The 15,069-nt window shown below is 67.5% G+C and carries 16 protein-coding genes and 2 tRNA genes; 13 read left to right on the plus strand and 5 right to left on the minus strand.

The genetic code is table 11. From position 1 onward, the window contains the following. Positions 1-3 precede the first annotated feature (3 nt). From H4F99_RS04080 to tadA, 4 genes are read left to right on the plus strand one after another with little or no spacing between them, the layout of a single operon-like run. Positions 4-312 carry a DUF3082 domain-containing protein gene (locus H4F99_RS04080; protein WP_182668435.1) on the plus strand — a complete coding sequence of 103 codons (309 nt, stop codon included), beginning with the start codon at positions 4-6 and terminating at the stop codon, positions 310-312. Beyond that, on the plus strand, positions 309-1,889 hold the full coding sequence (gene guaA, locus H4F99_RS04085) for a glutamine-hydrolyzing GMP synthase (RefSeq protein WP_182668436.1): 1,581 nt from the start codon (positions 309-311) through the stop codon (positions 1,887-1,889). Before H4F99_RS04080 ends, guaA begins: the two co-directional genes overlap by 4 nt. Before the next feature lie 18 nt (positions 1,890-1,907). Then, positions 1,908-2,915, plus strand: a complete 1,008-nt coding sequence (locus tag H4F99_RS04090; protein ID WP_182668437.1) for an alpha/beta fold hydrolase — start codon at positions 1,908-1,910, stop codon at positions 2,913-2,915. Next, on the plus strand, positions 2,912-3,400 hold the full coding sequence (gene tadA / locus H4F99_RS04095) for a tRNA adenosine(34) deaminase TadA (RefSeq protein ID WP_182668438.1): 489 nt from the start codon (positions 2,912-2,914) through the stop codon (positions 3,398-3,400). The genes H4F99_RS04090 and tadA overlap by 4 nt, the downstream gene beginning before the upstream one ends. 6 nt (positions 3,401-3,406) lie before the next feature. Here tadA and H4F99_RS04100 read toward each other — a convergent pair whose 3' ends face one another. Both H4F99_RS04100 and H4F99_RS04105 read right to left on the minus strand, forming a co-directional pair. Continuing rightward, a complete protein-coding gene (locus H4F99_RS04100) occupies positions 3,407-4,096 on the minus strand; it encodes a nitroreductase family protein (protein WP_246371226.1) in 690 nt (229 codons plus the stop codon). 52 nt (positions 4,097-4,148) lie between these two features. Continuing rightward, positions 4,149-4,808, minus strand: coding sequence for a GntR family transcriptional regulator (locus tag H4F99_RS04105; RefSeq protein WP_220481017.1), 660 nt, complete (start codon positions 4,806-4,808; stop codon positions 4,149-4,151). Between the two features lie 116 nt (positions 4,809-4,924). Between H4F99_RS04105 and fdxA the strand changes: the two genes are divergently transcribed. Further along, positions 4,925-5,251: a ferredoxin FdxA gene (gene fdxA, locus H4F99_RS04110; protein ID WP_182668440.1), complete on the plus strand. Its 327-nt coding sequence runs from the start codon at positions 4,925-4,927 to the stop codon at positions 5,249-5,251. A 9-nt stretch (positions 5,252-5,260) separates the two neighbouring features. Here the strand turns inward: fdxA and H4F99_RS04115 are convergent, their stop codons facing one another. Continuing rightward, complete coding sequence (locus tag H4F99_RS04115; RefSeq protein WP_182668441.1) at positions 5,261-5,740, minus strand: DUF2721 domain-containing protein; 480 nt, start codon at positions 5,738-5,740, stop codon at positions 5,261-5,263. Positions 5,741-5,801: 61 nt separating this feature from the next. On the opposite strand from H4F99_RS04115, the gene orn reads away from it, so the two are divergent. Beyond that, positions 5,802-6,386 (plus strand): oligoribonuclease, encoded by a 585-nt coding sequence (gene orn / locus H4F99_RS04120; protein WP_182668442.1) that lies wholly within the window; start codon positions 5,802-5,804, stop codon positions 6,384-6,386. A 27-nt stretch (positions 6,387-6,413) separates the two neighbouring features. Here the strand turns inward: orn and H4F99_RS04125 are convergent, their stop codons facing one another. Together H4F99_RS04125 and ppsA are read right to left on the minus strand one after the other, a co-directional pair. After that, complete coding sequence (locus H4F99_RS04125; RefSeq protein ID WP_182668443.1) at positions 6,414-7,310, minus strand: mechanosensitive ion channel family protein; 897 nt, start codon at positions 7,308-7,310, stop codon at positions 6,414-6,416. A 110-nt stretch (positions 7,311-7,420) separates the two neighbouring features. Further along, entirely contained in the window at positions 7,421-9,793 is a 2,373-nt protein-coding gene (gene ppsA, locus H4F99_RS04130) for a phosphoenolpyruvate synthase (protein ID WP_182668444.1), read from the minus strand. A 166-nt stretch (positions 9,794-9,959) separates the two neighbouring features. Between ppsA and ppsR the strand changes: the two genes are divergently transcribed. The 7 genes from ppsR (at position 9,960) to H4F99_RS04165 (ending at position 15,060) form a co-directional block, all read left to right on the plus strand. Further along, on the plus strand, positions 9,960-10,778 hold the full coding sequence (gene ppsR, locus H4F99_RS04135) for a posphoenolpyruvate synthetase regulatory kinase/phosphorylase PpsR (protein WP_182668445.1): 819 nt from the start codon (positions 9,960-9,962) through the stop codon (positions 10,776-10,778). Positions 10,779-10,854: 76 nt separating this feature from the next. Next, positions 10,855-11,349, plus strand: coding sequence for a DUF1249 domain-containing protein (locus H4F99_RS04140; protein ID WP_182668446.1), 495 nt, complete (start codon positions 10,855-10,857; stop codon positions 11,347-11,349). Positions 11,350-11,394: 45 nt separating this feature from the next. Further along, positions 11,395-11,470 (plus strand) — tRNA-Ala (locus tag H4F99_RS04145). Between the two features lie 26 nt (positions 11,471-11,496). Further along, positions 11,497-11,572: transfer RNA gene (locus tag H4F99_RS04150), tRNA-Glu, on the plus strand. 155 nt (positions 11,573-11,727) lie between these two features. Next, a complete protein-coding gene (locus tag H4F99_RS04155; RefSeq protein ID WP_182668447.1) occupies positions 11,728-12,138 on the plus strand; it encodes a CopL family metal-binding regulatory protein in 411 nt (136 codons plus the stop codon). A 115-nt stretch (positions 12,139-12,253) separates the two neighbouring features. Continuing rightward, positions 12,254-14,062: a copper resistance system multicopper oxidase gene (locus H4F99_RS04160; protein WP_182668448.1), complete on the plus strand. Its 1,809-nt coding sequence runs from the start codon at positions 12,254-12,256 to the stop codon at positions 14,060-14,062. Beyond that, positions 14,059-15,060: a copper resistance protein B gene (locus H4F99_RS04165; RefSeq protein ID WP_182668449.1), complete on the plus strand. Its 1,002-nt coding sequence runs from the start codon at positions 14,059-14,061 to the stop codon at positions 15,058-15,060. The genes H4F99_RS04160 and H4F99_RS04165 overlap by 4 nt, the downstream gene beginning before the upstream one ends. Positions 15,061-15,069: the final 9 nt, after the last annotated feature.

Genomic DNA, 15,069 nt, shown 5'->3' on the forward strand with positions numbered 1-15,069 from the left:
GCGGTGGACAAGCTGGTCTGGATGATGGCGATCGCCACGCCCTTCGTGGTCAGCGCCGCCGTCGGCCTGCTGTTCCCGCGCGCCTGGCAGCGGATCGTGAGCGCGGGCGTCGGCGCCGCCGGGTTCTGCGCCCTGTTCGTCTATTTCATGCAGCGCGACATGCAGGCGCAGTTCGCCGGCAAGCCGGGCATCTCGGTGGAAGACCCCGTGACGGCGGCCATGGCCGTCGTGCTCTGGACGCTGCCGATCGGCCTGTGCACCGGCGCCGCCTTCCACCTCGTCGCAAGCGCCATCAAGAAGAAAGAAGCATGAGCAACCTGCCGCACGCGGACATCCATTCCGACAAGATCCTGATCCTCGACTTCGGCGCGCAGTACACGCAGCTGATCGCACGCCGCATCCGCGAGATCGGCGTCTACTGCGAGATCTGGGCCTGGGACCACGACCCGGCCGAGATCGCGGCCTGGGGCGCGAAGGGCATCATCCTGTCGGGCGGTCCGGAGTCGACGACGCTCGAAGGCGCGCCGCGGGCGCCGCAGGAGGTCTTCGATGCCGGCCTGCCGATCCTCGGCATCTGCTACGGCATGCAGACCCTGGCCGCGCAGCTGGGGGGTTCGACCGAGGCCGCGGATGCGCGCGAGTTCGGCCATGCGGAAGTGCAGCTGGTCGCGCACGACGCGCTGCTGGGTGGGTTGAGCGACCACCCGGGCGAAGCGCGCATCGATGTCTGGATGAGCCACGGCGACCACGTCGCCACGGCGCCGCCGGGCTGGACCGTCACCGCCACCACCGACCGCATCCCGGTCGCGGCGATGGCGCTGGAGGAGAAGCGCTGGTACGGCGTGCAGTTCCACCCCGAAGTGACGCACACCAAGCAGGGCCAGACCCTGTTGCGCCGCTTCGTCACCGAGATCTGCGGCTGCCAGACCCTGTGGACGCCGGCGCATATCATCGAGGACCAGATCGCCCGCGTGCGTGAGCGGGTCGGCGACGACGAGGTCATCCTCGGCCTGTCAGGTGGCGTCGATTCCTCGGTCGTGGCGGCGCTGCTGCACAAGGCCATCGGCACCCAGCTGACCTGCGTGTTCGTCGACACCGGCCTGCTGCGCTGGAACGAGGGCGACCAGGTGATGGCGATGTTCGCCGAGCACATGGGCGTCAAGGTGATCCGCGTCGATGCGGCCGACCGCTACTTCAAGGCGCTGGAAGGCGTCGCCGACCCCGAGGCCAAGCGCAAGATCATCGGCAACCTGTTCGTCGAGATCTTCGAGGAAGAGTCGAACAAGCTGAAGAACGCCAAGTGGCTGGCGCAGGGCACCATCTACCCCGACGTGATCGAGTCGGCCGGCAGCAAGACCGGCAAGGCGCACGTCATCAAGAGCCACCATAACGTCGGCGGCCTGCCGGAGCACATGAAGCTCGGCCTGGTCGAGCCGCTGCGCGAGCTGTTCAAGGACGAGGTGCGGCGCCTGGGCGTCGAACTCGGCCTGCCCGAGTCCATGGTCTACCGCCATCCGTTCCCGGGCCCCGGCCTGGGCGTGCGCATCCTCGGTGAGGTCAAGCGGGAGTACGCCGAGCTGCTGGCTAAGGCCGACCACATCTACATCGAGGAGCTGCGCAAAGCCGGTCTATACGACAAGACCAGCCAGGCCTTCGCGGTGTTCCTGCCGGTGAAGTCGGTCGGCGTCGTCGGTGACGCCCGCGCCTACGAGTGGGTGATCGCGCTGCGCGCGGTCGAGACCATCGATTTCATGACCGCGCACTGGGCGCACCTGCCGTACGAGTTCCTCGGCCGGGTTTCGAACCGGATCATCAACGAGCTGCGTGGCGTGTCGCGCGTCGTATACGACATCAGCGGGAAGCCGCCGGCCACCATCGAGTGGGAATGACGTCCCGCGGAGACTGACATGAAATGGCTTGCCCCGATCGTGCTGGCCGTCGTCGGCACGCTGTCCGCCCAGGCCGATGCCGCCCCTGCCTACGGGGCCCGGCTGGAAGGCTTCGAGTACCCGCACCCGGTGAAGCTGTTCGGCTTCAGGTCGCAGGGCCAGGCGCTGGAAATGGCCTACATGGACGTGGCGCCGACGGCGCCGCCGAACGGCCGCACCGCGGTGCTGCTGCACGGCAAGAATTTTTGCGGCGCGACGTGGGAGGCGACCATCGCGGTGCTCACGGGTGCCGGTTTCCGGGTGATCGCGCCGGACCAGGTCGGGTTCTGCAAGTCGAGCAAGCCGCGCGGTTACCAGTTCAGCTTCCACCAACTCGCCCACAACACCGCCGCGCTGCTCGATGCCGCCGGCGTGGGGCGGGCGGTCGTCATCGGCCATTCGATGGGCGGCATGCTCGCGACCCGGTTTGCACTCGACCATCCGGACCGCGTCGAACGCCTGGTGCTGGTCAACCCGATCGGCCTGGAGGACTGGCAGGCGAAGGGCGTGCCGTACGCGACCCTCGATGCGCTGTTCGAGGGCGAGAAGCGCACCACCCACGAATCGATCAAGGCCTACCAGGCGCGCTTCTACTACAACGGCGACTGGAAACCCGAGTACCAGCGCTGGGTCGACATGCTGGCCGGCATGTACGCCGGCCCGGGCGGGGACATCGTGGCCTGGAACCAGGCGCAGGCCACCGACATGCTGTACGCGCAGCCGGTGGTGCATGAGTTCCCGGTCCTGCGGGTGCCGACGGTGCTGATGATCGGCGGCAAGGACCGGACCGCACCGGGCGCGAACCGCGCACCGCCCGATGTGGCCGCCACCCTCGGCGACTACCCGCGCCTCGGTCGCGAGGCGGCGGACGCGATCCCCGGCGCGACGCTGGTCGAGTTCCCCGGGCTGGGCCATTCGCCGCAGGTGGAAGCACCGGAGGTGTTCCATCCCGCGCTGCTGAAGGCCCTGGACGCCGCGCCTCGATGATGTCGACGCCTGCCACGGTCGACGAACGCTGGATGCAGCACGCGCTGGCGCTGGCCGCCCGCGCCGAGCGCGAGGACGACGAGATTCCGGTGGGGGCCGTGCTGGTCTCGGCCGAGGGCGACGTCCTGGGCGAGGGCTGGAACCGCAATATCACCGAACACGACCCGACCGCGCATGCCGAGATCGTCGCGATGCGCCAGGCGGGCATGCGCCTGGGCAACCATCGCCTGCTGGGCAGCACGCTGTACGTAACGCTCGAGCCCTGCGCGATGTGCGCGATGGCGATGGTCCATGCCCGCGTCGCACGCGTGGTCTACGGTGCAACGGACCCCAAGACCGGGGCCGCGGGCAGTGTGTTCGACCTGTTGGCCGACCCGCGCCACAACCACCGCGTCGACGTGACCGGTGGCGTGCTGGGCGATGAGGCCGGTGCGCGACTCACGGCGTACTTCCGCGCCAAGCGGGCGCGGCCGCGCGACGGCTGAGCACGCTCAGTAGAAGGTGGCGATCTCGTCCAGCGGTCGCTTCTCGATGGCGTGCCGGGGGATCGTCGCACCGGCCTTCGGATAGCCCACGACCAGCAGGATGTAGGCCTTGTCGTGCGCCGGGCGCTCGCAGATTTCGTTGAGGAAGCCCATCGGGTTGGGCGTATGCGTGAGGGTGGCAAGGCCTGCCTGGTGCAGTGCCGCGATCAGGAAACCGGTCGCAATGCTGACGGACTCCGGGACGTAATAGTTCTTGCGCAGCACGCCGTCGGCTGAGACGCTCTTCCGCTCACCGAAGATGCAGATCAACCAGGGGGCTTCCTCCAGGAAGGGTTTCTCCGCATCCGTGCCCAGCGGCCTCAGTGCGGCGAGCCATTCCTCGCCCGCCTTGCCGGCGTAGAAGGCGCGCTCTTCCTCTTCCGCAGCGGCCCGGATCTGCTGCTTCTTCACCGCGTCACCGATCACGCAGAAATGCCACGGCTGGTGGTTGGCGCCGTTCGGTGCGGTGCCCGCGGTGCGCAGGCAGGTTTCGATGATGTCGCGGGGGACCGGCCGGCTGTCGAAGTCACGCACGGTATGGCGGGTGCGGAGGCTGGCGTGGAACGCTTCGGCGTTCGCGCGCATCTGCTCGAGCGGCAGTTCACGGTAATCCGGCAGGGGGATGGGCTGGTAGTCCTGGGTGGCGGTGGCGTTCAAGGGCGTGTCCGTCCGGTGGTGATGGCTGGGTACCGTGCACAGCGTGGGATTGTCAGGGCGGCGTGGCAGGCCCTGCGAAGTGGTGGTCCGGCAAGGCCTGGATCAGCCGCCGGGTGGACTCCAGATGGGCGCGGATCGTAGCTTCCGCGGCGTCCGCATCACCGTCCAACACGGCCGCGACGAGTCGGCGATGCTGTTCATGTGTGTCGAGGACCTCGCGCGGTTCGATCATCAGGCGGAACTGCAACGCGTAGATCGTGTGTCCCATGCGCTCGAGCAGGACGGACAGTTGGGGATTGCCCGCGGCCTGGGCGAACAGCCCGTGGAAAGCGCGGTTGAGGTCCGAGTAGCGACGCGTAAGGCCCGCGTCGACCGCAGCGTCCATGCATTGCAGGAGCTCGCGCAGCGGCGCGGGGTTGGCGCCCAGTACCGGGACGGCGCGTCTGACCGAGAGCGTCTCCAGCGCGGCACGGATGTCGAACAGATGGTCGACTTCCTGTCGCGAGAGTTGTCGTACGGTCACGCCGCGGTTCGGTACCGCGACAAGCAGGCCATCCGCGGCGAGGCGTTGGAAGGCCTCCCGCACCGAAGACCGGGAGACGCCGATGCGCCGCGCGAACTCCTGTTCCACCAGGCGCTGGCCAGGGACGACGTGGCCGTCCCGGATCGCGTCGGTCACGGCTTCGACGACGGTGTCAATGGTCGAGCGCACGCCCTCGCGCCGGACGGGGTCCGGGTCCGGAAAAGGGGCATTCGCGGGTTCGCGGCGTGCTTGCATTCGGGAATGATTGTCAGACAATATAAGCCGACAATCAACAGTCGATCGCCATGACCTACGTCGTCACCGACAACTGCATCCGCTGCAAATACATGGACTGCGTGGACGTCTGCCCGGTGGACTGCTTCCATGAGCTGGAGGCGATGCTGGTCATCGACCCGGAGGCCTGCATCGATTGCGGCGTTTGTGAACCGGAGTGCCCGGTCGAGGCCATCCGGCGCGACGGCGAGGACGACCTCGAACGCTGGGTCGGCTTCGCTCGTGAACAGGCGTCGCTCGCGCCCGTGATCACCCGCAAGGGCGAGCCGCCCGCGGACGCGGACGAGTGGGCCGGCCGTCCCGGCAAGTTCGAGGTCGTGTTCGGTCGTCCGCTGTAGGCGGCGGGTTCAGCGGTTGCGTGCGCGACGCGCCGTTGCGCGCGCGTGTCCATGGTCCATCTCGTCGTTGATGACGCGCACCGCCAGGGTCGACTCGTACGCGAGCAGTACGCTCGCCGCGAGCAGCATGGTCACCCCGAGGGCGGCGAGGATCGTGGGCGCGGACACGAAGCGGTAGCCGAGGAAGGCGTCCGCCGCGACGGTCAGGCTGGTGCCGACGAAGCAGCTGACGGCGATGTACAGCAGCTGGCCGCCATACAGGGTGATGCGGCTGCGACGGCGCTGGATCGCGATCTGGCTCTCGATGCGGCTCAGTTCCTGTTCGTCGGACGCCTGTTCGAGCTCGTCCAGCAGGGTCCGCGCGCGGTCGATCACGCGCGCCAGCCGGGCGTTCGCCGACATCAGCAACGAAGCCGTCGCGGTCAGGAAGAACGCCGGGGCGAGCATCGCGGTGAGGATGGTGTAGTGGGCGGCGGCGTCCTGGAGCATGGGCGGTACGCGATGGCGGGCTTGCCGCTATCATGCCCCGATACTCCACCAGCGGCGAGACATGGCGACACGAACGGGGAAGGGCGACCGGCTCATCTGGATCGACCTGGAAATGACCGGGCTGGACACCGACGGCGATTCGATCCTGGAGATCGCCACCGTGGTGACCGACGCGGACCTGGCCATCCTCGCGGAAGGGCCCGAGCTGGCGATCCACCACCCGCTCGAGTGCCTGCAGGCGATGGACGACTGGAACCGGCGCCAGCACGGCGGTTCAGGCCTGTGGCAGCGGGTCCTCGACAGCGATGTCGACATGGGCACCGCGGAGTCCCGAACGCTGGAGTTCCTCCAGGAGTGGGTCCCGGCCGGTGCGTCGCCGATGTGCGGCAATTCCATCTGCCAGGACCGTCGCTTCCTGCACCGGTTGATGCCGCGACTGGAGCGCCACTTCCACTACCGCAACCTCGACGTCAGCACGATCAAGGAGCTGGCGCGGCGCTGGGCGCCTTCGGTGCTCGCGGGGGTGAACAAGCAGGCACGGCATACCGCATTGAGCGACGTGCGCGACTCCATCGAGGAGCTGCGCCACTACCGCGCGTTCATGGGGGCCCTGTCCGGCACGCCCGCGAGCGGCCCCACCGGCTGAGGCGCGGCCGCACCGGCGGGGAGGGGTTCAATCCGCCCCGTCGCGCCCCGGCAGCCTTGCCTGGACCGAAGCGGGCAGGGGGGCACCCTCCAGCACCTGGCCGTCGACGTGGTGGTACATGTGCACGTCGCGCTGCGGGAACGGGATGCCGATGCCGGCCTGGTCGAAGCCCTTCTTGATCCACTCGGTGATCTCGCACTTGGCGACGAAGTAGTCGGCATTGCCCACGTGGCAGCGGACGCCCAGGTTCACGCTGCTGTCGGCCAGTTCGTAGACGAGCACGTCCGGTGCCGGCTCGTCGAGCACGCGCGGGTCGCCCGTCATGATGTCGAGCGCGATCTTCCGCGCGGCGTCGATGTCGGCGTCGTAGGCGATGCCGATCACCAGTTCGATGCGGCGCATCACGTCCGGCGTCAGGTTGATGATCGAATCGTTGGTGATCAGCGCATTCGGCAGCACGATGGTCTGGTTGTCGGGGCCGCGCAGCCGGGTCTGGAAGATGCTGATCGACTCGACCTTGCCGGTCTCGCCATTGATGGTGACCACGTCGCCGACCTTGAACGGCTTCAGCGTCACCAGCATCACGCCGGAGGCGATGTTCGACAGCGAGTCCTTCAGTGCGAGGCCGACCGCGAGGCCGGCGGCGCCGAGCAGGGCGAACGCGGAGGTCATGGGCACGCCGAGGATGCTCAGTGCGGTCAGTGCCAGCAGCACCAGCAAGGCGACGTAGGCGACCTTGCGCAGGAACATCACCGCGGTGGGTTCGACCTGGGCACGGGTGAGTCCGCGCTCGGCCAGGTTGGCGATCCACTTGACGATGCGCATGCCGATGATGAACACCACCAGCGCGCCGAGCACCTTCAGGCCCCAGGTGGCGAGCAGCTCGCCCAGGTTCATCGATTCGATCTCGTTCCACCAGTCCATGCCGGTACTCCGTTTGCGGTTCGCTTGAAAATGCGAAGCCCCGCATCGGGCGGGGCTTCGTTTTGCTCAGTCTAGCGACAGCGACGTTAGCGTCGCGTCATGTGGGCATCTCAGCCGGCCTTGGCCTTCGCCAGCTTCAGCCAGGTGTCGACGACCGTGTCCGGGTTCAGCGACACCGACTCGATGCCCTGTTCCATCAGCCACTGGGCCAGGTCGGGGTGGTCGCTGGGGCCCTGGCCGCAGATGCCGACGTACTTGCCCTTGGCCTTTGCGGTGGCGATCGCCATCGCCAGCAGCTTCTTGACCGCCGGGTCGCGCTCGTCGAACAGGTGTGCGACCAGGCCCGAGTCGCGGTCCAGGCCGAGGGTGAGCTGGGTGAGGTCGTTCGAACCGATCGAGAAGCCGTCGAAGATCTCGAGGAACTCCTCGGCCATCAGCGCGTTCGACGGCAGCTCGCACATCATGATGATCTTGAGCCCGTCCTTGCCCTGTTCGAGGCCGTTCGCCTTCAGCACTTCGACGACCTTGCGACCTTCGTCCAGCGTACGCACAAACGGGATCATCACCCAGCAGTTGGTGAGGCCCATCTCATGCCGCACCTTGAGCACGGCGCGGCATTCCAGCGCGAAGGCTTCCGCGAAGGCGGGATCGACGTAGCGGCTGGCGCCGCGGTAGCCGATCATCGGGTTCTCTTCGTGCGGCTCGTAGCCGCTGCCGCCGATGAGGTTTGCGTACTCGTTCGACTTGAAGTCCGACAGGCGGACGATCACCGGGTGCGGTGCGAACGACGCGGTGATCGTCGCGATGCCCTCGGCCAGGCGGTCGACATAGAAGTCGACGGGATTGCCATAGCCGGCGGTGCGCTCGTCGATGCGCTTCTTCGTCTCGGCATCCTGGCGGTCGTACTCGAGCAGCGCCTTGGGGTGCACGCCGATGTGGCTGGCGATGATCATCTCGAGGCGCGCGAGGCCGACGCCGGCGTGCGGCAGCATCGCGAAGTCGAACGCGCGCTCCGGGTTGGCGACGTTCATCATCACCTTGAGCGGGGCAGGCGGCATGTGCTCGAGGTCGGCGACGTGGCGCTCGAAGGGCAGGGTGCCGTCGTAGATGAAGCCGGTGTCGCCCTCGGCACAGCTGACGGTGATTGCCTGGCCGTCCTGGATCGCGTCAAGCGCGTTGCCCGTACCGACCACGGCCGGCACGCCGAGTTCGCGCGCGATGATCGCGGCATGGCAGGTGCGGCCACCGCGGTTGGTGACGATCGCGGCGGAGCGCTTCATCACCGGCTCCCAGTCCGGGTCGGTCATGTCGGCAACCAGCACGTCGCCGGGCTGCACGCGGGCCATGTCGTCCAGCGAGCGCACGACGCGGGCGACGCCGCTGCCGATCTTCTGGCCGATCGCACGTCCCTCGCAGACCACGGTGCCGCGCTCGCCGAGCTGGAAGCGCTCGATCTGGGTCGCCTTGGCGCGCGACTTCACCGTCTCCGGGCGTGCCTGCACGATGAACAGCTTGCCGCTGATACCGTCCTTCGCCCACTCGACGTCCATCGGCCGGCCGTAATGCTTCTCGATGACCAGTGCCTGCTTCGCGAGCTCCTGCACGTCCTCGTCGCTGATCGAGAACCGGTTGCGCAGTTCGGCCGGGGTGTCCTCGGTGCGGACGCGCTCGCCGGGCACGTCGGAATAGACCATGCGCAGCTGCTTGGCGCCGATCGAGCGGCGCAGGATCGCCTGCTTGCCCTGCTGGAGAGTGGGCTTGTAGACGTAGAACTCGTCGGGGTTCACCGCGCCCTGCACGACCATCTCGCCGAGGCCATAACTGGAAGTGATGAAGACCACGTCGCGGAAACCCGACTCGGTGTCCAGGGTGAACAGTACGCCGGAGGAGCCCACATCGGAGCGCACCATCAGCTGCACGCCCGCCGACAGGAACACATCCTCGTGCTTGAAGCCGTGGTGGACGCGGTAGGCGATCGCGCGGTCGTTGTAGAGGCTGGCGAAGACTTCCTTGACCTTGTGGACGACGTCGTGCTCGCCGGTCACGTTGAGGAAGGTCTCCTGCTGGCCGGCGAACGAGGCATCCGGCAGGTCCTCGGCGGTCGCCGAGGAGCGCACCGCCACCGCGACTTCTCCGCCGCCGTTCTGGTCACAGAGCTTGCGGTAGCCCTCGCGGATCGCCGCGTCCAGGTCCGGCTGCAGCGGCGCGTCGATGACCCAGCCGCGGATCTCGCCACCGGCGGCGGTCAATGCGGGTACGTCTTCGACGTCGAGCGTGGCCAGGCGATCGTAGATGCGCTGGTGCAGGTCGTTATGGTCGATGAAGGACTTGAACGCCTCCGCGGTGGTGGCGAAGCCGCCCGGGACCGAGACGCCGAGGTTGGCCAGGTTGCCGATCATCTCGCCGAGCGAGGAGTTCTTGCCGCCGACGCGGGCAAGGTCGGACAGGCGCAGCTCATGCAGCCAGAGGATGTTCTCTTTCAAGACGGGGGCTCCAGGTACGGCAGTACGGCGGTGCGATGCGGGGGGATTCCGGCCACGAAGGGCGGTTGTCCAGCGGACAAGCCGCTATGATCGCCTGTGCGCCGGGCGCTTACAAGGTTGATCCGGCGGGCTTTTTCGTATTGGCAGCGACCCCAGGAGGCCTTGCATGGGCGTGCGTCCGGTGTTCTACATCTCCGACGGGACCGGCATCACCGCCGAGACCATCGGCCACACCCTGCTGACCCAGTTCCAGGAGACCCGGTTCAGCAGCGAACGGATCTCCTTCGTCGACAGTGTCGAGCGTGCCCGGGAGGCGGCGGAGCGCATCCGCAAGTCCGGCGAGGCGCACGGGGTGAGGCCCGTCGTCATCAATTCCTGCGTGGACAGCGCGATCAACGAGGCGCTGGCGGAAAGCGGCGCCCTGCTGCTGGACGTGTTCGCGCCCTTCATCGAGCCGCTTGAGCAGGAATTCGGCGAGACCCGCCGGCACGCGGTCGGCAAGGCGCACGGGCTGGTCGATTTCGACACCTACCACCGGCGCATCAACGCGATGAACTATGCGCTCACCCACGACGACGGGGCGAGCATTGACTATGCCGAGGCGGACCTGATCCTGGTCGCCGTGTCGCGCGCCGGCAAGACGCCAACCTGCGTCTACCTGGCGCTGCATTACGGCATCCGCGCGGCGAATTACCCGCTGACCGAGGAAGACCTCGAGCACGACCGGCTGCCGCCGCGCCTGCGTCCCTATCGGAGCAAGCTCTTCGGCCTGACGATCGACCCGGTCCGCCTGCAGCAGATCCGCCAGGAGCGGCGTCCGAACTCGCGGTATGCCCAGCCGGAAACCTGCAAGCGCGAGGTGGCCGCCGCGGAGATGATGTTCCGTGCCGAGCGCATCCCGACGCTGAGCACGACGCATACCTCGATCGAGGAGATTTCCAGCAAGGTCCTGGCGACGCTGGGCATCCGCCGCGAGATGTTCTGAACCGCAGGGGAGGGAAGGGGCGCGGCATCTCCTGGCATGCGTTCCCGCGATCCGCGTGGGCGTGTAGCATCGGGTCATGACCGTCATCGCTTCCACCGCAGAACGCCTGCCCCGACTCAGCCGCTTCGGCTGGCTGATGGGGCTCTACGCCGAGAACCACGGGCGCTTCTCGCGCCTGTTCTCCGTGGCGGGCCTCGGAGCCGGGCGTTACCGGTCCTCCGTCGGCGATGGGCTGGATCTCTGCGTGGACGTGATCGAGTGCCATCCGTACACGACGGAACTGCGCCTGACCTATTCGATCCACGATCCGGTGACCGGCGAGCCGGATCCGTCGGCCTTCGTACGCATCTACCACGACGCCCGGCAGGTCGAAGCGACGCACTGCTATATCGGGCGTCGCTGGCAGGATGCGATCGGCCTGTTCCCGCCGCCGGCGGAAGTGGTCGGGCACCGGATGCGCATGAACACCTTCCTTGGGAAATGGCTCGAATATCTTGCCGAACGCGGCCATGGGCAGGGCACTTTGACGGGCCCCGAACCGATCCCGAACGAAGTTGCAGAAACCGCTTGACGGTTCAGGGAACGGTCCCTAAGATGGCCGTCTTTCCAGCGCAGTGGGGCCATAGCTCAGCTGGGAGAGCGCTACAATGGCATTGTAGAGGTCGGCGGTTCGATCCCGCCTGGCTCCACCACTTTACTGGAAACATCGCAACACCTCGTCCCCATCGTCTAGAGGCCTAGGACACAACCCTTTCACGGTTGCGACCGGGGTTCGAATCCCCGTGGGGACGCCAGATTCGACAAGAAGCCCGCCTCGTGCGGGCTTTCTTGTGTCGGGTGCTTTCGCATCGCGTCGCGGACCGGCAAGCCTGCACGTGCCCCGGGTTGCGCGGTCGCGTCGGCTGCGCGAGCATCCGGGCATTCACTTCCGTCGACGTATCATTCCCGCATGTCCCGCGCTTCGATCCTGTTGCGACTGATGATGGTTGTGCTGCTGGTGCTCAATGGCATCGGCGGCGCAACGGCGTCCGCGCGCATGGTCTTCGGGCATGGCACGCATGCCGCTGCACTCTCCGCGTCGAACGCGGTCGGCGACCCTGACTGCCACGACATCGCGATGGCAATGGAAGACGGCGTGGATGCGCGGATGGCGCGGGCGCCTCTTGGCAACGACGGCGAAGAACCCGGGTGTTGCGATACAGGGGCGTGCCTGTGCGAATGCGCGCAGCACGGCTGGACCATGCCCGCACTGGCGGCGGTCGCACATGCGCGCTCGGGGATCACAAGCGCCGTGCATCCCCTGACCGATGGGCATCCCGACCCCGTCACGCATCGACTGATCCGACCACCGATCGCGTAGCCCGCATGCACCCCGTGTGCCGTCGAGGTGCTTCGTCATCCATCAGTGACGGGGTGCCGCATTCCGCGTCGTCCGCGAGGACGGCGTCGTCGATTTGATTGCGGAGCTTCAACAGATGTCTGATCCCCATTCCGATGTGCGCCGCGGCTCGCCGCTTGCGCCGTCGCGTCGCCGTTTCGTACAGGGCCTTGCCGCGGGCGGCGCGATCGCCGGCCTTGCAGGCTGGCCGCGCGCCAGCTGGGCCCTGAAGTCGCCCGGCCAGGCCGAAGTCCTGTCCGGCACGGATTTCCAGCTGTCGATCGGGGAAACCCCGGTCGACTTCACCGGGCGCGTGCGCCCCGCGGTCACGGTCAATGGCCGACTGCCCGCGCCCTTGCTGCGCTGGCGCGAGGGCACCACAGTGAACCTGCACGTACGCAACGATCTGCCCGCCGGCTCCATCCACGGCGACACGACCTCGATCCACTGGCACGGCATCATCCTGCCGGCGAACATGGACGGCGTGCCGGGACTCAGCTTCGATGGCATCGGTCGCGGCGAGGCGTACCACTATCGATTCCACGTGGGGCAGGGCGGCACCTACTGGTACCACAGCCATTCCGGTTTCCAGGAGCAGGCCGGACTGTATGGCCCGCTTGTCATCGACCCGATCGCGCCAGAGCCCTTCAGCTTCGACCGCGACTACGTGGTGATGCTGTCCGACTGGACCGACCTCGATCCGGCGTCGCTGTTCACGCGGCTGAAGAAGATGGCGAGCTTCGACAACTACTACATGCGGACGGTGGGCGATTTTGCCCGCGATGCCGGGCGGGACGGGCTTGCTGCGACCCTGCGCGACCGGCGCGCCTGGGGCGACATGCGCATGACGCCGAGCGACCTGTCGGACGTCAACGCGCACACCTACACGTACCTGATGAACGGCACGACCTCGCTGGGCAACTGGACGGGACTGTTCCGCTCGGGCGAGAAGCTGCGGCTGCGCTTCATCAACGGATCGGGCATGACGTATTTCGATGTCCGGATCCCGGGCCTGAAGATGACGGTCGTAGCGGTGGACGGCATGCATGTGCATCCGGTCAGCGTCGACGAGTTCCGCATCGCTGTCGCGGAAACCTTCGACGTGATCGTCGAGCCGACGGGGCAGGATGCGTTCACGATCTTCGCGCAGGACATGGGCCGTACCGGCCACGTCAGCGGTACCCTGGCGGTACGCGAGGGCCTGCGCGCACCGGTGCCGGCGCTGGATGTCCGCCCGATCCTGACGATGGCTGACATGGGCCACGGTGGCATGGAGCATGGCCGAGGCATGTCGGGCGGGAAGGGCATGGAAGGCGGTTGCGGCGCCAGCATGGGGCATGCCGGGATGGATCACGGTGGGATGGACCATGGCGGACCCGCGATGCAGTCGCATCCCGCGAGCGAGGCGGGCAACCCGCTGGTCGACATGCAGACGATGGCGCCGGTCCCACGCCTGGACGACCCGGGCATCGGCCTGCGCGACAACGGCCGCCGGGTGCTGCGCTATGGCGACCTGCGCAGCCTGTTCGAGGACCCGGATGGGCGCGACCCGGGCCGTGAGGTCGAACTGCACCTGACCGGGCACATGGAAAAGTTCGCGTGGTCCTTCAATGGCATCAAGTTCGCCAGCGCGGAGCCCCTGCGCCTGACGTACGGTGAGCGGATGCGCATCGTGCTGGTCAACGACACCATGATGACCCACCCCATCCACCTGCATGGCGTCTGGAGCGACCTCGAGGACGAGCAGGGCAACTTCATGGTGCGCAAGCACACGGTCGACATGCCGCCCGGGACGCGGCGCAGTTATCGCGTGCGTGCCGATGCGCTCGGCCGCTGGGCCTTCCACTGCCACCTGCTGTTCCATATGGAAGCCGGGATGATGCGGGAAGTGAGGATCGAGGAATGAAGCGCAACGTCCTTGCACTCATCCTTCTTCCGCTGGTCGGGGGCCTCGTGGGCGGAAACGCCTGGGCGCAGGATCCCCATGCGGGGCACCGCGGCCAGGGCGAGCCGCTGCCCGCAGCCGATGCCGGCGAGCCTGGCGAAGCGGTGCCGCCCGACGCGCATCGACACGCACCACCGTCCACGGATCCCCATGCCGGGATGGACCATGGGCAGGGGGGCCACCAGCGCATGGATCATTCCACGCACGGCGCAGGCGAGGGGCAACATGACGCATCCGGCGCCCTGCCGGTCACACCCGTCCCGGCACTGACCGATGCCGACCGCGCCGCGGCGTTCCCCTCGCTGCAGGCGCATGCGATGCACGGCGAGCGCATCCACAGCTACTGGTCGCTCGATCGACTCGAAGCCTGGGATGCCGATTCGGACGGGACCGGCGTCGGCTGGGAGGCCCTGGCATGGGTCGGCACCGACATCGACCGCGTGTGGCTGCGCAGCGAAGGCGAGCGTATCGATCGGGGCACCGAGGCGGCGGACTTCGAGGTGCTGTACGGTCGCAGCGTTTCGCGCTGGTGGGATGTCGTCGGTGGCGTCCGGCACGACTTCGGCGAAGGGCCGTCGCAGACCTTCGCCGCGTTCGGCGTTCAGGGCCTGGCGCCGATGAAGTTCGAGGTCAGCGCGACGGGATACCTTGGATCCTCGGGTCAGAGCGCCGCGCAGCTGGAGGCGGAATATGAAACGTTGCTCACGAACAGGCTCGTGCTGCAATGGCTCGGCGAAGCGACCCTGTACGGGAAAGATGATGCGAGGCGCGGCATCGGATCAGGCCTGTCGTCGCTGGAAGCCGGTGCGCGACTGCGTTATGAGTTCGACCGCAGGATCGCCCCGTACATCGGGGTGAGCTGGGAGCGCGCCTATGGCCAGACGGCCGACTTCAAACGCGCGCATGGCGAAGCTGCCGAAGAGACCCGTATCGTGGCCGGCATCCGGCTCTGGTTCTGAAGGAGGGAA

This window comes from Marilutibacter penaei (genome assembly GCF_014145395.1).
In the GTDB taxonomy this organism is placed as follows: domain Bacteria; phylum Pseudomonadota; class Gammaproteobacteria; order Xanthomonadales; family Xanthomonadaceae; genus Marilutibacter; species Marilutibacter penaei.

Coding starts and splice junctions, on each gene's coding strand:
- fdxA (WP_182668440.1), top strand. CDS start 4,925: ATGACCTACGTCGTCACCGACAACTGCATCCGCTGCAAATACATGGAC.
- H4F99_RS04140 (WP_182668446.1), top strand. CDS start 10,855: ATGACCGTCATCGCTTCCACCGCAGAACGCCTGCCCCGACTCAGCCGC.
- H4F99_RS04115 (WP_182668441.1), bottom strand. CDS start 5,740: ATGCTCCAGGACGCCGCCGCCCACTACACCATCCTCACCGCGATGCTC.
- tadA (WP_182668438.1), top strand. CDS start 2,912: ATGATGTCGACGCCTGCCACGGTCGACGAACGCTGGATGCAGCACGCG.
- H4F99_RS04090 (WP_182668437.1), top strand. CDS start 1,908: ATGAAATGGCTTGCCCCGATCGTGCTGGCCGTCGTCGGCACGCTGTCC.
- ppsR (WP_182668445.1), top strand. CDS start 9,960: ATGGGCGTGCGTCCGGTGTTCTACATCTCCGACGGGACCGGCATCACC.
- guaA (WP_182668436.1), top strand. CDS start 309: ATGAGCAACCTGCCGCACGCGGACATCCATTCCGACAAGATCCTGATC.
- H4F99_RS04125 (WP_182668443.1), bottom strand. CDS start 7,310: ATGGACTGGTGGAACGAGATCGAATCGATGAACCTGGGCGAGCTGCTC.
- H4F99_RS04160 (WP_182668448.1), top strand. CDS start 12,254: ATGTCTGATCCCCATTCCGATGTGCGCCGCGGCTCGCCGCTTGCGCCG.
- H4F99_RS04165 (WP_182668449.1), top strand. CDS start 14,059: ATGAAGCGCAACGTCCTTGCACTCATCCTTCTTCCGCTGGTCGGGGGC.
- H4F99_RS04155 (WP_182668447.1), top strand. CDS start 11,728: ATGTCCCGCGCTTCGATCCTGTTGCGACTGATGATGGTTGTGCTGCTG.
- orn (WP_182668442.1), top strand. CDS start 5,802: ATGGCGACACGAACGGGGAAGGGCGACCGGCTCATCTGGATCGACCTG.